The following is a 13177-nucleotide window of genomic DNA, read 5'->3' as shown; positions in this document are numbered from 1 at the left end:
AGGGGGAATACGTTGGACTGGGACTATCGGCTATTCAAATGGATTAATGACGGCGCGAATAATGAAAGCGTTATCGGGAAGGTGCTCGTCTACGCGGCCGATCTGGGCGATTATTTTTTCTTTTTTAGTTTGGTCTTCATGTTCTTGGTCCATCGCAAGATGGCGTTCTATGGGGTTATTGCCGTTGGCGTGACCGTCCTGTGCAGTCGGGGGATCGCTCATTTTTACTATAGAGACCGCCCTTTCGTTACCCATGACGTGAATTTGCTGCTGCCCCATATTGAAAGCAATTCCTTTCCAAGCGATCATGCGTCGGCGGCCTTTGCCATTGCGATGATGTTCTGCTTGTTCTCCCGAAAAATCGGGCTCCCTTATCTCGGATTCGCGGCGATCGTCTCGTTCTCGCGCATATGGACGGGCAAGCATTATCCCACCGACGTTCTGGCGGGCATGTTCTTGGGGATCGTTCTCTCGATTGCACTCTACCTCTTATTGAACCGATACGCCGTGTATAACAGCTCCGTACACCTGCTCAAACGTTTCACGAAGAAAGGATAAGCAGCTAAAGACGGATATCGACGAGAACCTCGTTCGCATGCGGACTGGGGTTTTTGGTGTTTGGAAGGAAACGCAAACCCAGGCGCGAACGCTGATTGTAACGGGCGTTGAGATCAATCGGAGCTGGAGAAACTGCCGCCTGATCCTGCCCAACCCGACCCTTTGCGGCCGGGTTTTCTGCTTTTCTCCATGTTACTTGGCGGATCGGCGTGATGATCGCGAGGTCTCGTCTAGGTTCGATGAAATTGTCCTTGCATATATTTTTCTCCCCACTCGCACAGCTGATCCAAGATTCCTTTAAGCGACTCCCCGATCTCCGTCATTTCATAGACGACCTTCGGCGGTACTTCATTGTAGACCGTTCGTAAGACGAGACCGTCGTCTTCCATTTCCCTAAGCTGCTGGGTTAGCATTTTTTGCGTAATGCCGGGCATGGCTTTCTTCAGTTCATGCGTTCGTTTCGGTCCGTAGTACAAATGGCAGAGGATCAGCGTCTTCCACTTTCCGCCGAGGACGTCGAGCGTCGCTTCCGCCGGAATATTGTAGGCGTTCTTCGGTCGTGCTTCCATGAATTCTCCTCCCGTCGGCGGCGAAATCGGTGCCCAAACCAAGGCACTATTCGGTGCCTATGTCACCATCCGGTGCCTAAAGCACAATAAAGTGCGTTCTTCCCTAGTGTCATTATATGGAACATAATCTCCATATACCAGCATGCAACTTTAATTCACGGAGGGATGCCAAATGACACAACGACTGCTCATCGCCGGCGGATATGGCATTGTCGGCAGCGCCATCGCCCGGCATGCTCGCGCAACGAACCAAGACGTAGAGATCATACTGGCAGGACGATCGCCGGAGCGAGGCGCCGCGCTTGCGCGGCAGCTGGGGAACGCCCGGACCGCCTACTTGGACGTGGAGAATGTCGAGCGTCTCGACCAACTGGGGCCAATCGACCTCATCGTCTCTGCCTTGCAGGATCCCGCGGATCGCTTGATCGAATTCGCCCTGCGGCAAGGCGTTGCACACATCGGCATTACGAAGCTGGCCGACGAGCTGGCACCATTGCTCTTCGCCGCCGCGAAGACGCCGCCGAAGCGCCCTATCGTCCCGCTCGGTCATTCGCAATCCGGGGTGATGACGCTCGTGGCGTTGAAGATGGCCGAAACCTTCAAGCGGATCGATTCGATTCGCTTGGCCGGACTCTACGACGACCGCGAACAGATGGGGCCGATGACGGTTGGCGATGCGGAGAGCTTCATCGGCCGGGCGCTCGTTCGGGAGGACGGCCGATGGGCTTGGGTCGAAGCGAGTCGGAGTCCGAGATCGGTCGCGCTGGCCGATGGCCGCGTACTGGAGGGCCTTCCCATGGGGCTGCTCGATGTGCCAGGCTTAGCGGCCGCCACGGGCGCGACCAATGTTCGGTTTGATTTCATCGTGGGCGAGTCCATCGGCACGCGTGCGGGAGGTCAGCCATCCCAAGATCTATATATCGAGATTGAAGGCGTGCTGCAGTCGGGCGAGCCCGCCAAGCGGCGAACGGTCGTCTCCGATCCGCGAGGCCAAGCGCACCTGACGGCTCTCGGCGTATTGGTCGCGATGGAGCGGATTCTCGGCTGGAACGGCGATCCTCCCGCCGCGGAAGGCATCCATTTTCCGGATACGCTGGTACCGGTCAATGCGGCGATCGCGCGGTTCGAGCAGTTCGGCGTGCGGATCTTCGATCAGTCCTGAACGTGAGCGTGAATCTCCACGCTAAACCAAGAAGAAAGCAGGGATGAAGATGAAGGTACTCATTGTGGTTAGCCATCCGAGAACGAACTCGTTAACGTTCGCGATCACGGAACGTTTCGTCCAAGGTCTTCAAGCGGCGGGACACGAAGCCGAGGTGCTCGATTTGCACCGATGCGGATTCGACCCCGTCTTGCGGGAAGCCGACGAGCCGGATTGGTCCGGTACGCCCAAAACCTATTCGGCCGAAGCGGAGGCGGAGATCGCGCGCATGAAGCGGTACGACGCGCTGGCTTATATTTTCCCGATCTGGTGGTACAACGTGCCGGCGATGTTGAAAGGATATATCGATCGCGTATGGAACAACGGGTATGCTTACGGCTCCGGCAAGCTTCATCACGAGCGGGTATTGTGGCTCGGCCTCGCAGCCGCTTCGCTCGCGCATTTCGAGAAAAGGAACTACGACCAGATGCTGGCGCAACAGCTTAATGTGGGCATGGCGAACTACGCGGGAATCGCGAATTCCAAGCTGGAGATTTTGTATGACACTCTGGATGCGGATCAGCGTCATATCGAGCGGCTCTTGGAGCGGGCGTATGAGCTGGGGTTGCATTATGCGGAAGGGAGCGGGGATGGTTCCCCTGCAGTAGAACATGAGTGATGGTTGAGCGGGAGCGGGCGGGTCGAGTCCGCCGGTATACGATGCTGCATGCGATCGTCATGGAGGGCTAAAGTCGGCTCCCGGTCGGAGGCGATCGTGGAAGCCAAGCGGCTCGGACTGATTTCATCCAGCGAGGTTATGTGAGCGCTCCAACTCGGGCGTGAGGACGCGAGAGACCCGGCCTTCGAGAGCGAGAAGGCCGGGTCTCTTTACTACGCGGCGGACGGTAACCCTAATTACTTCGCATTCGCATCCGGCTGATGAATCCCGAATACGTTGCCTTCCGTGTCGAGGTAATACCCCTGCCACGCCATGCCGGGGAGCGCGTACTTCGGCAGCGCCACTTGGCCGCCCTGCGCAAGAATGCGGGTCTCTGTCGCGTCATAGTCGGCTACCCCCATCGTACAAGCGAAGCCGTTCATCGGCTGGCCCGGTTCAGGAGCAGGACCTTGACGCTTCATCAACGCGCCGTTAATGCCGGGTTGATCGGCATCGCCCGTCACCGCTCCGAAGTAAGGCATGCCTGCATACGCGCTGTAATCCTCGAACGTCCAGCCGAATACGTCGCCGTAGAACTTTTTGGCGCGTTCCATGTCGTCGACGTGAATCTCGAAATGTACCAGTCTACCCATTACGATTAACCTCCCGCATGCGTGATTTCGTTCTATTCTCTTATTAGGTTTTCTTTTGAATTCTCCTTCTCCATTATTGGAAAATCGCAACAAAGTATTCATGGGGTTCGAAGCGCAATTGCATCTAGCGTTCGAAACATCCCGCCCACGAACAACACCCAGCCGCTGTGGGCCGGGTGTTCCCTCGTCCGTCTACAACGACAACAACACATCCAACGCATAATTCAAACTCGGGTATTTCCCCGTCTGCGCCAGCGCCTGCTTCTCTGCATAGAATAAGTGGCTCTCCGGGCTGGGGACGGCGAATCCGCACTGGGCAATCAAATTCGTCACCGGAAGTCCGTACCGGTTCAAGCGCCCGACGGCGGCCAACATCGCGCGGAAGGTCCCCGTCAAATGCAGAAAGCGGTGCGGATGTTCATGCGCGCCGACGGCATATGCGTCATTCAGCACGAGATTGATCTCCCCGAAGGAGAGGCCGCGCGGCATATAGCCGAGCAAAATCGCGAGCATGCTAATGTTCGGATGCTTCTGTTGAAACAGGTAGAAATTATGCTTGCCCTCTTCGGTCGTCGAGGCTTCCCTCGGATGCTCCTGATGGTAGGTCGGGGAATGACTGAGATGCGCGAATTGGTACCCGTTGATAAAGAGCCGATACCCCATTTCGATATCGTCGGCCCCCCAGCCCGGGTACTCTTCGAACAGTCCGTGGACTTGAAAGGCTTCATGCGCGAGCGACAGGCTTCCGGTGCCCGAGCTGATCCACGGCAGATGAAAGCCGTAGAACCGGTCGCCGTAACGGTCGATGACCTGTTCCTTCATGTGCCGCGTGTACGAAGCCAAGCCGGCGGACATCCGTTTGTACTGCCCTTCCATGATGCCCGTCCGATCGAATAAGGGTGGCGGATCCGGCAGATGTTTGGTCATGAGCCATCTCTGGTGGAGGTCGGGATGGCGGACGAGCAGTTCCAGCGCTTCTTGCTGTTGATCGGGCGAGAAACGGGGGTCAATCCGGGTGTACGCTTTCTGGATGGCATATAGCCCGCCGACGATGAGCCGGCTTTGCGCGCGATGCAGGTTCATGTGGGAGGCGATAAAGTCCGGTTCGACCAACACTTCGGCGTCCAGAAACATCACATACTCCCCGCGGGCCACTTGAATCCCGAAGTTCCGCGCCTGCGGACGGCCAATATTGGCCGGCATGCGAAAGTAACGCACGTCAAAGGAAAACGCCTCTTGCTGCGTGATCGAAGGCGTGGCATCCGTAGACGCATCGTCGACCAGAATAACTTCGAACCGGGCATGGTCATACGTCTGCGCCTCGAGCGAATATAGGGTGAGTCGATTAAGCGGATACCGATTATGCGTCGGCATCACGATGCTGACATCGATAGGCATGTCGCACTCCTCCATCATCATAGAATCATCCGCCGAGCTGCCGGATATAGCCCTCCAGTTGCGGCCATCTTCTTTGCTTGGTGTAATCTACTTCATGTTGGATGGCTTGGTGGTGCCGCATGGAACCCATGGCAGCGTGGATCCGGTATTGGATTAAAGGCTCGTCGACATAGTGAAACTTGATTCCGCTCGCGGCGATGCGGAACCACAGGTCGTAGTCGTGGGTGTACGGCAGCGACTCGTCGAACAAGCCGGACTCGAGCAACATCTGCCTGGAAGCGACGATCGTGCAGCCGTTAATCGGACAGTATTGCGAGAACGCGCGGTAAAAGGACAGCTCATCCGGATATTTGGGCGTGACGCGATGGTGTGTCAGGATGCCGTTGCCATCGATGGCATCATAGTCGCTGTACGAAATGAGCTTTTGCATCGCGATCATTTCGGTCAGCTGCCGCTCCAGTTTATGCGGATAGAACAAGTCGTCGGAACTAAGCCAAGCCACGTACTCGCCGGACGCCACCCGGATGCCCGCATTGAGCGCGCTCGCGGTCCCTCCATTCGGCTTTTCGAACAAATAGACGTTCGGATTGTTGGCTAAGTACGGGATGAGCAGCTCGTTGTACTGGTAGGAGCCGTCGCTGACGATAACGATTTCTTTGTTCGGGTAGGTCTGGTCCAGGGCGCTCTGAATGGCGATCGGGACATAAGGGTCGCAGTAGAACGGGATGATGATGGAGACGAGCGGGGTCGTCATGATCATATCCTCCTCGCTAGAGTAGTGGGGGGTGGTAATCCGTTACTACTAGTCTATGAAAAGAAGGATGGGAGGGTGTTGGGCGTATCGAGGAGTTCTACTATACGAGAGGGGATAAGACAGCGCGTAATAGACGAGGAGCCCTATGTTTCTGCTTCCAATCCTAGGTTAAGGATCGAACCGGCTCCCCGTTTTCGGCGGTCGGCGTGCTCACGCATTATTGATGCACGTGAAGGCCGTATGACCGTATTACGCGGCATTTTTTGTTGATTGTCGCGGTGTTCCTGAGTAGATTGCGGAGAATAAGAGGCAGTTTCAGATGGTGGGTCCGATATTGAACCTTCGCGGTGTTTAGCCAGATGCTTGCTTGTTTCGCCTTATAGTTATAATCCGGTCGGAGCTGTGCCGCGCTTCGCGTCCAGCACGCGAAGTCTCCTTCGGATTGCTCGCTCGAGAATTGCTCTAGAAAATCTTCCATGAAGCTCGTCGTCTCCAGACGTGATAACGCAGGCATCGAACGGCCAATGGAAACGTCGAAATACGCATGAATGACGGAAAATAGCAGGCGTCCAAAAGCATGGAAACCGGTCAATTTAAGGATATCGGCAATATAGTTCCAATCCAGATCGGGGTGCTCCTTCACGATAAGAGCCATTTCGAACAGATGTCGCAGTTTGGTTCCGTGATAGACGAAATGGGAGGCAAAGTGCAATACCTGATGAATTAGCTCGTCTTCGGGCGACATGGCAGAGAAAGAGAGTTGTTTGAAGCTAATCTGCTGTTGTCGCGCCCAAACGCGTCGATACCATTCTTCATGATTGCGGTTGCCGAAATAATCGGTGTGCATGACGTTCCGATGCAGTTCGATCGTAATCGAATTGTCCTTCTGATACTCAATATGCAGCACGTTATAATCATCGGGTTCCGTTTGTTCATAGCCCAGTTCCAGTAGAAGCGTTCTGGCTTCGTTCCAATGCTCGGGACGGACGAAAATATCCAAATCGGCCATAGGCCGGTACTCCGGCTGCGGATAAAGTCTTCCGATCGCAATGCCTTTTAACACGAGTGGCTGCAACCGACGATGCTCGAATGCGCCGAGTACGCCTTTGATTTGCTGCATGATCAGCAGATTTCTCAGCGTCTGGTCCACGAACTTTTTCTTAATATGTTCCCAGTTGGCATTCTTCTGATTCGATTCTTTGTACGTTTTGTTGAGCATGGGGAATAGAAGCGCCCCCACTCCTTCCTGGAGCGCGGCGTCGAGCAGGGCTTCCAAATCGGCGGATTGTTCAACGCGCGGCTTGGTCTCCGCATCCACGTGAAGCGACCGGTTGAGCATGCGGATAATTTCGTCTTGATAGGGGGTCATAATGAGAGCTCCTTTATGGCTATCCATGAAAAAAGAGATGCTCCCTGTCGGAGCAGGAGAGCATCCGTATGAACGAATGATAAAACGTTATTTTTTACCTTTGCCGCCACCGTTGCCGTTGCCTTTTCCATTGCCATTGCCGTTATTGCCTTTGTTGTTTCCGCCGCCGTTGCCCGAATTACCGCCGCCTGGGAAGACGCCGCCGTTGCCACCCGGGAAATTCCCCTGGCTGTTACCTGGGTTACCGCCTACCCCATGGCCTAAGCCAGGAAAGCTACCGCCGCTGACGGTTTTTTCAAAGACGATCGGGCGGCTATCAAGAACTTGAGGTTTTGTATATGCGCGTTTTTCCATCGTTTTCACCTCCTCCTACGTTGCCGCGTTGATTTCCTTGTCCAAAAAGTGCTGATGCCTCACGAGCTTTCTGTAGGGGCCGTTCTTTCGTATGAGTTGTTCATGCGTGCCGATTTCCGTTATTTTCCCTTCCTCAAGCACCACGATCTGGTCGGCATGATGAATGGTTGACAGGCGGTGCGCGATAACAAGCGTCGTTCGCCCGCGTTGAACGCGTTTCAGCGCCTCCTTCACCTGATGTTCCGTCTCGCTATCCAAGGCGGAGGTGGCTTCATCCATCAGCAAAATGGGGGCGTCCTTCAGAATCGCCCGAATAATGGCGACCCGCTGTCTTTGCCCGCCGGACAACCCGGCTCCGCGTTCGCCGACGACAGTATCGTAGCCATCCGGCAGCGATTGAATGAAGTCGTGCAGGTTGGCCGCTTTCGCGGCTGCTTGGATATCCGCATCGGTTAGTCCGGGCCGAGCGAGCAGCAGGTTGTCGCGGATCGTGCCGGCGAATAGGAACGTCTCTTGGGCGACGAGCGCCATGCTGCTGCGAAGCTCATCGGGCGCAAGTTCGGCGATCCGTTTGCCGTCTACCTCGATGAGCCCTTGCTGAGGTTGATAATACCCTTGCAGCAGATTAAAGAGCGTCGATTTGCCGGCGCCGGTCGTGCCGACAATCGCCACGGTCTGTCCGCTCCGTATATTCAGCGAGAAGCGATCAATAACCGGGCGGCCGCCGTAACCGAACGTGACGTTCTCGAAATGGATCGACAAGCCTTTAGTCGGCGTCGGCGTGGATACATAACCGGGAAGCAGCAGCGTTTGCGGTTGCTGCTTGAGTACCTCCATCAGACGTTCGAGGGCGGGAACTGAATTTTGATAACCGATCCAAATCGCAGCCATGCCCGTTAGCGGATAGATAAGATGGCCAGTCAGGTTAAGGAAGGCAACCATCGAGCCGACCGTAATCTGCGAGGTCGATACCAAGTACGCGGCAAAGCATAAACAGAATAGGAAAATGCCGGACCCGGCGATTTGACCGAACGCCGCGTAAAATCCCTGTAGGCGCGTTTCTTTGCGAGCAAGCCCATACAATCGCTCGCTATGCGCGTAATATTTTCCGAAATAGGCCTTTTCCAGCGTATAGGAGCGAATAACCGATAATCCGTGGATCGTCTCGCTCAAGAACACATTCATTTTCTCTACCTGATCATAGATCGACCGGCTGTTTCGCTTAAGCAAGAGGCCGAACAGTCCGCCGCATAGCGCGACGAGGGGAGCGGCAGCGACGCTTATCGCTGCCAGCAGCCAATGAGTTTGCGCCATGTAGAGCAGCACGGCCGCGAAAATGATCGGCAACCGGATCACCTGAACGAGGTTGGCTCCAATCATGCCTTCCACGCCGAAGAGATCTTGCGTGAAATGCGTTAATAGCTTGCCAGGTCGGCTGCGGTCGGTATATTCCGGGGATACCAGCAGTAGATGGCGTAGGAGATATTCCCGTAAATCCTTGATTACCTTGCCGGAGGCCCATAACTCGAGGTGCGACCCGAAGTAGCCGGCCGCAATCCCGAGTGCGGTAAGTCCTAAGGCGAGCGGCACCATGCTCATCAGCTCATCGAACTGTCGGTTGACGGCCGAGTCGGTCATGCGTCCCATCAACCAAGCCGTTGCCAGTGTCAGTCCAATCTCGAGAAACACCAGCAAGAATAACCCGGCGTGGGGCTTCCAGTGACGACGCAGAAAAGGTTTGATTACCCGAAACGCGTCTCGGACGGCATACATATTGATAAGGCTTTCCTTAAAGAGCCGCAGTAGCTTGTTCATGCAGCGTCCTCCTGCATTGACGATCGTTCGGTATGGCGCAGCTCAATCGCGCACGCTCTCTACTAGATTGCGTGCAAGCAAGTCGTCCACGAATGCCTGTACGTCCATTGCGGCATCGGAGGCGTTGATCTCGAACGTCTCGCACACGGCTTGGCTCAACTGTTCTACCGAATGCGGCTCTTCCAGCTGACGCCAGCAGAAACTCCCGACCTCGTTCAGTTGAGAGACCGTATAGTTGTCCAGGTCCATGACCATGCAAAGCTCTTCAAGCTCCATCATGTCGCAGTTCGTTTTCCATTTATATTTCCATGTCATTCAATCAACTCCCAAAACGTCGGTTCTTTGCGGAAATAAAGCTCATATACGGGAACAGATCGCGCCAGTTCCCCCAGCTTCAGCATAATGAATCGGGTTGACGCCGGCGTCGGATTCCAATAGAACACCGTTCGCATCATGGCCAGCACCGCATCGGAAAGCGGAACGGGAACGCGGCGATCGTCGGCCGACTGGCGGAGCAAATGGACGCTGGATAGCGGGCCCGGGGCCAACTGATCGGCGATTCCGGTGTGGAGATCGCTGCGGAACGGGGAGTGAAATACGGTCGCCCCATCCGGCCCGATTTTAACGAGCGCCGCCTCGTCCGCGTAAATCCCTCTTGGCGACGAAAGCGCGGCTGCCGTCGATTTGCCTGCCCCGGAGGGGCCGGTGAAGATATGAGCCTCGCTGCGGGAACGAACGCAGGAGGCATGCATGAGTAGTCCCCATCCGGTGTACACGGCGTATAAACTGAACATCTGCATAAACGCGTGCTTGAGAGCGAGGCCATCGTGAACTCGCATGGAAGCTTGCTTGTACGCGCTGTCTACGCGAAGTTCATAATCGGATCGCGTGTAGCAGGCATGTCCTTCCTCGTCGATCGATTCATCGAGCTCGTAGCTAAGAAAAGGGGCGCCGAATCCAGACGAAAGCCGAATCGATAGTTCCGCAGACCCGTCGTTCTTGCCTAGATCGGAGAAGGTGTTCCGGAACAGATCGGCAATATCCTCGGATTGAAAATCGAGCGCCCAGATGAACTCGCCGATCGCGATATTTAGCTTCGACATATGGGAAATCCCTTCATATAGTATAATAGTCCTAGATTAATAGGGATCGTTTGGTAAAAAAGATTCAGCATATTTTCATTATAGCGACATTTCTATATAGTCCGCAATGAGATTTATTGACGAACGGCGTGTGAAAACGCAGGGAATGCTTACCTTTGGCGTATCGGAAGTTACGATTTTTGCTTCTTCGATCGTAGTCGGATGGTTCCTGTAGGTGGTATACTATGATTAAGTCTTTCGTACTAGATTTAACGGGAACGGTGGATATAGATTAGGCAATGGCGGTGATCGAATGTCGCAAGAACGCGGCGGCGCATATAAGAGGGTGAGGCAGCGTCTGCGCACGGTGAGCAGATTGTCCTGGAAAATGAGGCTGTTGGTTGCTATAGCATTCACGCTTATGGGGGTTTTTCGGTTTGCGATCCTATTTATTCCGTTTAGGCATTTAGCCCGAACGATGGGGCGGCGGAATGGGAACACCCCGGTGTCGGTCGAGAGGCACACGCTCATGAAAGCGGCTAAGATCGGCTGGGCGATTGAGAGAACGAGTCGGTTCACGCCTTGGGAGAGTAAATGTTTGGTCAAAGCGTTGGCCGGTCAAACGCTGCTGCGGGTGCTTCGCGTGCCGACGACGTTGTACCTCGGCGTGAGCAAGGACGAGTCGAATAAAATGATAGCCCATGCCTGGCTTCGCTGCGGCGAATTGATCTTGACCGGAGCCAATGAAGCGAGTATGTTCCGTCCGGTTGCGCAGTTCGCAAGCTTGGCTGGCAAGGAAGCGTAGGGAATGTTAGGAGACAGGGAGGAATATAGGTGGGGGCAATATTAGGCCTTGTCCTGTCGGGCAGTGAAGCGCGGTTGCGGGAAATCGGGAACAATGCGATGGACAAGCTTGGCGAGTTTCGATTCGACCGATTAAGGAGCGAGGCGGAAGAAGGCGTCTTTTTCGGTTGCGGCGTTATCGTGAATACGCCAGAATCGCGAATGGAAGAGCTGCCGCGACGACAGGGGAACGACTATCTCATTACTGCGGATGCCATTATCGATAACCGGGACGAGCTGTTCCAATTGTTAGGCATAGAGCACGAGCATCGCGCATCGGTAACGGACAGCGAGTTGATCATGCTTGCTTATGAACGATGGGGATATGACTGTCCCCAACATTTAATTGGGGACTACGCCTTCGCAATTTGGGACAAGCGGAAGCGTGAGCTGTACTGTGCCCGGGATGCGGTAGGCGCGCGCTCTCTCTATTACAGCCAGGATGGCGGAAACTTTGGCTTCTGCACGATTGAGAAGCCATTGCTCGGAACCGTGCGGACAACGGTGGAATTAAACGAACGCTGGCTGGCGGATTTCTTGGCGATCGATAGTCTTCTTCAAGAGTCGATAGCCGGCGAAACCGTCTACGAGGGGATACAACAGCTGCTCCCGGCGCATTACGGCATTTGGCGGGAGGGGCGCTTGGAGACTACGAAATACTGGGATCCCCTGCAGCTTCCGCCGATTCGGTATAACACCGATGAGGAATACGTGGAAGCCTTTAATCGTATTTTTCGGCAAGCGGTGGATTGCAGATTGAGAAGTGCGGGCGAGGTTGGAATTATGCTGAGCGGAGGGCTCGATTCGGGCTCTGTCGCCTGTTTGGCCGCCGAACGGCTTGGGCGGGACAATAGGCGGCTTCATGCGTTCAGCTCCGTGCCGGTGCGTGACTTCGGAGAGAAGCCGGGCTCCCGGCATCACATTTTTGATGAGGCCGAGCAAATGCGGTTAATTGGACAGGCTTACCCTAATATCAACCAGACATACTGCAGCTTTGAGGGGCGAAACGCTTTAACGGATGTCGATAAGATGCTGAACGTATTTGCCCATCCCTACAAAATATTTCAAAACATGACCTGGTACCGCCCTATGTTGAACAAAGCGGCGGACGAAGGTTGCACGATCATGTTGAACGGTCAGTTCGGGAACGCGACGATCTCATATGGCGAGTTTACGATGCACCTGCTGACGTTGTACCGCAGCGGTAGACTGGTCTCCTTGTATAAAGAAATAAAAGGCCTAAGCCGCTTGATCAATCAGCCTGTTAAGCGAGTCGGGAAGCTCGCTCTCAAGGTTATAACGCCTTATTGGCTTCGCTCCATGCGGGATCGAAAACGCCATCCGAATTACGAACGTCTTCACAACACGCTAATCAAGCCAGCTTTAGCGGCTAAGTGGAACGTAACGGAACGACTCGAGAAAATGAATGCCAGACTGTATACCGAGCGTTACTTTGACTATGAAGAGGATAAATCTTGGCGAGTGAATCCGCTATTCCTGCTGCATGTGGGGGCGGTAGAGACGAAATTGTCGCTCGAAAACGGCATAACCGTTCGTGATCCCTCCCGAGACCGACGTCTAATCGAATTTTGTTTAGCTATTCCATCGGATCAATATGTTCGGGAAGGGCTTGAACGCCGTTTAATCCGCCGCGCGATGAAAGGGATCCTCCCTGAGCCGATTCGTACGAATATTACCACGCACGGTGTACAGAGCGCAGACTGGATGCATCGGCTTGAACCGGCTTGGGCGAGCGTAAGAACAGAGCTCGATCAGATCGTTAAACGCGGGGAGCTCGAAGCCTATGCGGATATGGATAAAGTAAGGGAGTTGCAAGCGGCTTTGATCGGGGACAAGCCGATTACCGATGAAGAGGTCGTCTGGAAATCATTGATGACCATCATTTTGTCCAGATTTCTGATGGACTTTCGAAGGTGCAATCAACAACAGAACTAAAACCACTCGGCTGTAGGATAGGGCGAT

14 protein-coding genes are annotated in these 13177 nt (G+C 54.6%); 5 read left to right on the top strand and 9 right to left on the bottom strand.

What is annotated here, in order from left to right; translation table 11 throughout:
- Positions 1 to 12: 12 nt before the first annotated feature.
- Positions 13 to 558 (top strand): phosphatase PAP2 family protein, encoded by a 546-nt coding sequence (locus BCM02_RS31815; RefSeq protein ID WP_187434519.1) that lies wholly within the window; start codon positions 13 to 15, stop codon positions 556 to 558.
- Positions 559 to 788: 230 nt separating this feature from the next.
- Here BCM02_RS31815 and BCM02_RS31810 read toward each other — a convergent pair whose 3' ends face one another.
- On the bottom strand, positions 789 to 1127 hold the full coding sequence (locus tag BCM02_RS31810) for a winged helix-turn-helix transcriptional regulator (protein WP_148933166.1): 339 nt from the start codon (positions 1125 to 1127) through the stop codon (positions 789 to 791).
- A 172-nt stretch (positions 1128 to 1299) separates the two neighbouring features.
- On the opposite strand from BCM02_RS31810, the gene BCM02_RS31805 reads away from it, so the two are divergent.
- Complete coding sequence (locus tag BCM02_RS31805) at positions 1300 to 2289, top strand: saccharopine dehydrogenase NADP-binding domain-containing protein (protein WP_148933165.1); 990 nt, start codon at positions 1300 to 1302, stop codon at positions 2287 to 2289.
- 49 nt (positions 2290 to 2338) lie between these two features.
- Positions 2339 to 2947, top strand: coding sequence for an NAD(P)H oxidoreductase (locus tag BCM02_RS31800; RefSeq protein WP_148933164.1), 609 nt, complete (start codon positions 2339 to 2341; stop codon positions 2945 to 2947).
- A 236-nt stretch (positions 2948 to 3183) separates the two neighbouring features.
- Here BCM02_RS31800 and BCM02_RS31795 read toward each other — a convergent pair whose 3' ends face one another.
- The 8 genes from BCM02_RS31795 to BCM02_RS31760 form a co-directional block, all read right to left on the bottom strand.
- Positions 3184 to 3579 (bottom strand): VOC family protein, encoded by a 396-nt coding sequence (locus BCM02_RS31795; RefSeq protein ID WP_148933163.1) that lies wholly within the window; start codon positions 3577 to 3579, stop codon positions 3184 to 3186.
- 192 nt (positions 3580 to 3771) lie between these two features.
- A complete protein-coding gene (locus BCM02_RS31790; protein ID WP_187434518.1) occupies positions 3772 to 4977 on the bottom strand; it encodes a glycosyltransferase in 1206 nt (401 codons plus the stop codon).
- Positions 4978 to 5002: 25 nt separating this feature from the next.
- Complete coding sequence (locus BCM02_RS31785) at positions 5003 to 5731, bottom strand: glycosyltransferase (protein ID WP_148933161.1); 729 nt, start codon at positions 5729 to 5731, stop codon at positions 5003 to 5005.
- A gap of 217 nt (positions 5732 to 5948) precedes the next feature.
- Positions 5949 to 7100, bottom strand: a complete 1152-nt coding sequence (locus BCM02_RS31780) for a nucleotidyltransferase domain-containing protein (protein ID WP_187434517.1) — start codon at positions 7098 to 7100, stop codon at positions 5949 to 5951.
- 87 nt (positions 7101 to 7187) lie between these two features.
- The gene (locus BCM02_RS35545) at positions 7188 to 7454 is read right to left on the bottom strand and encodes a hypothetical protein (protein WP_187434516.1); all 267 of its coding nucleotides are present in this window, start codon (positions 7452 to 7454) and stop codon (positions 7188 to 7190) included.
- A gap of 15 nt (positions 7455 to 7469) precedes the next feature.
- The gene (locus BCM02_RS31770; RefSeq protein WP_148933159.1) at positions 7470 to 9269 is read right to left on the bottom strand and encodes an ABC transporter ATP-binding protein; all 1800 of its coding nucleotides are present in this window, start codon (positions 9267 to 9269) and stop codon (positions 7470 to 7472) included.
- A 42-nt stretch (positions 9270 to 9311) separates the two neighbouring features.
- Positions 9312 to 9584, bottom strand: coding sequence for a PqqD family protein (locus BCM02_RS31765; RefSeq protein WP_148933158.1), 273 nt, complete (start codon positions 9582 to 9584; stop codon positions 9312 to 9314).
- Positions 9581 to 10372 carry a hypothetical protein gene (locus tag BCM02_RS31760; protein ID WP_148933157.1) on the bottom strand — a complete coding sequence of 264 codons (792 nt, stop codon included), beginning with the start codon at positions 10370 to 10372 and terminating at the stop codon, positions 9581 to 9583. Before BCM02_RS31760 ends, BCM02_RS31765 begins: the two co-directional genes overlap by 4 nt.
- Positions 10373 to 10664: 292 nt before the next feature.
- Here BCM02_RS31760 and BCM02_RS31755 point away from each other — a divergent pair, with 292 nt between their 5' ends.
- Both BCM02_RS31755 and BCM02_RS31750 read left to right on the top strand, forming a co-directional pair.
- Entirely contained in the window at positions 10665 to 11156 is a 492-nt protein-coding gene (locus BCM02_RS31755; RefSeq protein WP_148933156.1) for a lasso peptide biosynthesis B2 protein, read from the top strand.
- Positions 11157 to 11356: 200 nt separating this feature from the next.
- Entirely contained in the window at positions 11357 to 13150 is a 1794-nt protein-coding gene (locus tag BCM02_RS31750; RefSeq protein WP_187434515.1) for an asparagine synthase-related protein, read from the top strand.
- The last annotated feature ends 27 nt before the right edge of the window (positions 13151 to 13177 follow it).

The organism is Paenibacillus methanolicus (genome assembly GCF_008124765.1).
Classification (GTDB): Bacteria; Bacillota; Bacilli; order Paenibacillales; family Paenibacillaceae; genus Paenibacillus_Z; species Paenibacillus_Z methanolicus.
The sequence above is the reverse complement of the archived record's forward strand: the minus strand, read 5'-3'. Positions and strand labels throughout refer to the sequence as shown.

What these genes read in the sequence shown, in the direction of transcription:
- BCM02_RS31810 (WP_148933166.1), bottom strand. Translation starts at nt 1,127, where the DNA reads ATGGAAGCACGACCGAAGAACGCCTACAATATTCCGGCGGAAGCGACG.
- BCM02_RS31805 (WP_148933165.1), top strand. Translation starts at nt 1,300, where the DNA reads ATGACACAACGACTGCTCATCGCCGGCGGATATGGCATTGTCGGCAGC.
- BCM02_RS31800 (WP_148933164.1), top strand. Translation starts at nt 2,339, where the DNA reads ATGAAGGTACTCATTGTGGTTAGCCATCCGAGAACGAACTCGTTAACG.
- BCM02_RS31795 (WP_148933163.1), bottom strand. Translation starts at nt 3,579, where the DNA reads ATGGGTAGACTGGTACATTTCGAGATTCACGTCGACGACATGGAACGC.
- BCM02_RS31790 (WP_187434518.1), bottom strand. Translation starts at nt 4,977, where the DNA reads ATGCCTATCGATGTCAGCATCGTGATGCCGACGCATAATCGGTATCCG.
- BCM02_RS31785 (WP_148933161.1), bottom strand. Translation starts at nt 5,731, where the DNA reads ATGACGACCCCGCTCGTCTCCATCATCATCCCGTTCTACTGCGACCCT.
- BCM02_RS31780 (WP_187434517.1), bottom strand. Translation starts at nt 7,100, where the DNA reads ATGACCCCCTATCAAGACGAAATTATCCGCATGCTCAACCGGTCGCTT.
- BCM02_RS35545 (WP_187434516.1), bottom strand. Translation starts at nt 7,454, where the DNA reads ATGGAAAAACGCGCATATACAAAACCTCAAGTTCTTGATAGCCGCCCG.
- BCM02_RS31770 (WP_148933159.1), bottom strand. Translation starts at nt 9,269, where the DNA reads ATGAACAAGCTACTGCGGCTCTTTAAGGAAAGCCTTATCAATATGTAT.
- BCM02_RS31765 (WP_148933158.1), bottom strand. Translation starts at nt 9,584, where the DNA reads ATGACATGGAAATATAAATGGAAAACGAACTGCGACATGATGGAGCTT.
- BCM02_RS31760 (WP_148933157.1), bottom strand. Translation starts at nt 10,372, where the DNA reads ATGTCGAAGCTAAATATCGCGATCGGCGAGTTCATCTGGGCGCTCGAT.
- BCM02_RS31755 (WP_148933156.1), top strand. Translation starts at nt 10,665, where the DNA reads ATGTCGCAAGAACGCGGCGGCGCATATAAGAGGGTGAGGCAGCGTCTG.
- BCM02_RS31750 (WP_187434515.1), top strand. Translation starts at nt 11,357, where the DNA reads ATGGAAGAGCTGCCGCGACGACAGGGGAACGACTATCTCATTACTGCG.